The organism is Microvirga calopogonii (genome assembly GCF_003347665.1).
In the GTDB taxonomy this organism is placed as follows: domain Bacteria; phylum Pseudomonadota; class Alphaproteobacteria; order Rhizobiales; family Beijerinckiaceae; genus Microvirga; species Microvirga calopogonii.
The window spans coordinates 1-3,297 of sequence record NZ_QDGA01000205.1; the positions used below are offsets into that span (position 1 = coordinate 1).

The following is a 3,297-nucleotide window of genomic DNA, read 5'->3' on the forward strand; positions in this document are numbered from 1 at the left end:
GGTGTCGAACTTACCCGAGGGATCGCGGCCCTCGTGCCAGCCGAAGCTCATGTAGTGCTCGAGCGGGTTGACCCCGGCAGCGGCCACATCGCTGTAGGTGGACAGATAGGCTGAGGTGTCAAAGAAGGCATTCGGATCCCGCCCCTCCTTCCAGCCAAAGGTGTTGTAGTGGGTCAGCGGATCGATCCCGGCCGCGCCCACATCCGGGTTGGCCAACAGATAGTACTCGGCGTCAAAGGCGCCCTTGACATTCAGGCCGACCGCCTCGTAGGCCTGACGGCCCTCAGAGCGGCCGAAGGCAAGATAATGCTCGAGCGGGTCGATGCCGGCCGCCTTCACGTCGGGATTGTGCTGAAGGTAGAGCGTGGTGTCGAAGTTGATCGAGGCGTCCCGCCCCTCCTTCCAGCCGTTCTGGTGGTAGTGCTCGAGCGGGTTGATGTGGGCGGCGTTCACATCGGCATTGGCCGAGAGATAGCCGTTGGTGGAGAAAAAGGCGTCGGGATCGCGCCCCTCGTGCCAGCCGAAGGCGGCATAGTGCACGTCCGGATCAACCCCGGCCGCCAACACGTCCGGGTTATGGGCTAAGTAAAACACGTCGTCGACGAGAGGGGTGTCATCCACTGCGTTGGGTGTGCGAGTATCGATGGTCACTGTGTCAGTGTTGGAGGCATTGTTCAGATTACCTGCCACATCCGTAAACTTGTCCGCAGTTACTGCTACTGAGCCTGTGCCGCTCACATCTGCAGTCGCCGTGAACGTCGCGGTCGCGGACGTGTTGTCGCCAGCAAAGACGAGATTCGACAGTGTGCCATTTACTGCACTCACATCATCAAGCGTGAATGTCCCTGCTGCGATTGTCTCCGAAAAGGTGAACGTCACCTGCGAAGTCTTGTCAGCGTTGCTGAGAGCGGTGTCCACAATGTTGATCGTTACGTCCGGCTTCGTAATGTCGGGTGGGGGCGCCGCATCCAAGCGAAGAACCAATGAGATACTCTCCACGTCCACGGGGGTATTGGTGCCGGCCCCGGTATCACCTGGTCCAATGGGCTGGGTGAAGAGGATGTCCGAGATGTCGGCCGTGAACCGATAGCCATTAACCTCAAACGAGACCGGGGCAAATTCGGCCCTGAAATCCACATCGGCATCGCCGGTCGACCCTGGCAGCGTTGTGGGTGCCGGGTCGGCGCGATTGAAGGGAGGACTGAAGGCAAAGCCGGGAGGTCCGGACTGAACCTCTGGTATGGACTGGAACTGAAGTGGGGTCGCCACTCCATCCACCATCACATTGACCGTTAGTGCGAGTTCCTCAGGATGGTCCCGATCGACGGAGAACGAGAAATCCGGGTAGTCCGTTGTGTTGACGCTTCCGTTCGGCAGGAGTTCGTTGAGCCGTGGCTGATGAGCGATGTAGTCCTCACGCAAGATGGCGGTACCAAACGCTAAGGTTTTTGTGTCGCCGACGTTGTCGAACGTCAGCGATTGGGCGGAGATGGGATCAACGCGGAATTCCGCGTTCAACCGACCGAAAACGTTAGTTGTTGCACCAGTGTACCCGATCTCGTCCGAATTCGTACTCGCATTGTAGGCAATGCTGAAATCTTCGCTGTTGAGGGTCAGGGTAATTGCCATGGGGCGCCTCTTCTTTTGGGATTTGGCTGCTGAAAGCTTCAATTATCCCTGATTGATGGGTGAACCTTAATCCTACCATTTCGGGTAGGCGAATCCTTGCTCGGGCCAGCTAATCCGACCGAGTTATAACTGCTCAGGGACTACTGACGCAGTCAGATCCCAGTAGGCGGTCAGGCTTGTGAGATGGCCTGTCCCGTCGAGAAGTCTGTTCCAGGCGCGACCGACCGCCTCCAGGATGGCCCCATAATCGTCCAGCACGCGATGCGAGAGAGACCGCTCACGCAGGTGCAGCCAGAACCGTCCCACCGGGTGAAGTTCGGGTGAGGCAGCGGGCAGCAGCCGTGTGACCGTCTGCGGCACATCCACCGCCCGCGGATCGTACCAACCTGCCTGATCCAGGATCAGCACCGCGTGCACGCCTGGAGCCAGCTGAAGCGAGAAGTGCTCTGGAAAGACCGTCATTGCAGCGGCGTTCACCCGCCGCAGAGCCTGGGCGAAGGTCTCAACTCATACCAACTCCCATTGATCAGAACCCGTGCGCCCAATCACGCAAGCCAATGGACATGATGGTCCAAGGTTGATCCGTGAGCTTGGTCCAAGCCGCGCAGCAGTGATCGAGAATGTCGGTGTAGGACGTGAAGATCCGGTTCGAGAGCCAGTTCTCCCTCATGTACTGCCAGATATTCTCCACCGGGTTCAACTCGGGTGCCTTGGCGGGCAGCGGCACCAGGGTGATGTTGGCCGGCACCTGCAGTTTGCGTGAGACGTGCCAGCCGGCCCGATCCAACAGCAGCACCGCATGCGCTCCCGGCGCCACGGCTTGCGCGATCTCCTTCAGATGTTCGTTCATCGCCTGTGTGGTGCAGCGGGGCAGCACCAGGCCGGCTCCCTTGCCTTCAGCCGGGCAGATCGCCCCGAAGATGGAGGTGGAGGCGGTGCGCAGATCCCGCGGCGCCGAGGGCCGCGTGCCGCGCTTGGCCCAACGCCGGGTGATTTTGTTCTTCTGGCCGATGCGCGCCTCGTCGGCAAACCAGATCTCTAAGGGCTGGCCATGAGCCGCGGTGGTCGCGATCTCCGCCACACGCGCGGGGAAAGTTTTTTAAAATCCTCGACCGCCGCCTCGCTCTTGGCGTGATGCCGCGGGCGGGCCGAGAGCTTGCGATAGCCCAGCGCCCGCACTTCCCGGCTCAGCGTCTGTTTCGAGACCGGGAGGCGATACTCGTCCCAGAGCCACTGGATCAGATCGACCAGCCGCCAGCGCACCACCCCATGCACCGCCGGGATCGGGCCGGCCTCGATCATCTGCACCAGGTGCTGACGATGCTGATCGGTGAGCCTGGAGGGCTGGCCCGGGGGCTTGCGGTCGATGAGCCCCTCGGGTCCGTGCGCATTGAACTTGACCACCCAGTCGCGCACGATCTGCAGCGTCACCCCGCCGATCCGCGCCGCCTCGGTGCGGGAGACCCCCTCATAGATCGCCGCCAGCGAGAGCAGACGGCGGGCTTGCGGGCCATCCTTCGCCTTCCTGGCCAGCGCACGAAGCTGAGACGCATTGAAGTCAGAACGGAGTGGGATCGGCATGGCAAACCTCCCTGGTTCACCCAACTGAATCACACCTGCCACAGTCCGGGAAATCACAAACGAGTCAGCTCTTCAGGGACCTGGTAT

Annotated in this window: 3 protein-coding genes; all 3 read right to left on the minus strand. The window is 61.1% G+C overall.

What is annotated here, in order from left to right:
• Positions 1 to 1,629, minus strand: a 1,629-nt coding sequence (locus tag DDF70_RS38620) for an Ig-like domain-containing protein (protein WP_245435787.1), incomplete at its 3' end; no start/stop codon positions are given.
• Between the two features lie 123 nt (positions 1,630 to 1,752).
• The gene (locus tag DDF70_RS35760) at positions 1,753 to 2,091 is read right to left on the minus strand and encodes a hypothetical protein (RefSeq protein ID WP_114949193.1); all 339 of its coding nucleotides are present in this window, start codon (positions 2,089 to 2,091) and stop codon (positions 1,753 to 1,755) included.
• Positions 2,092 to 2,155: 64 nt separating this feature from the next.
• A protein-coding gene (locus DDF70_RS35765; protein ID WP_114948168.1) for an IS630 family transposase occupies positions 2,156 to 3,210 on the minus strand; the annotation gives its coding sequence in 2 pieces (ribosomal slippage) (positions 2,156 to 2,724 and positions 2,724 to 3,210; 1,056 coding nt in all).
• Between the last annotated feature and the right edge of the window lie 87 nt (positions 3,211 to 3,297).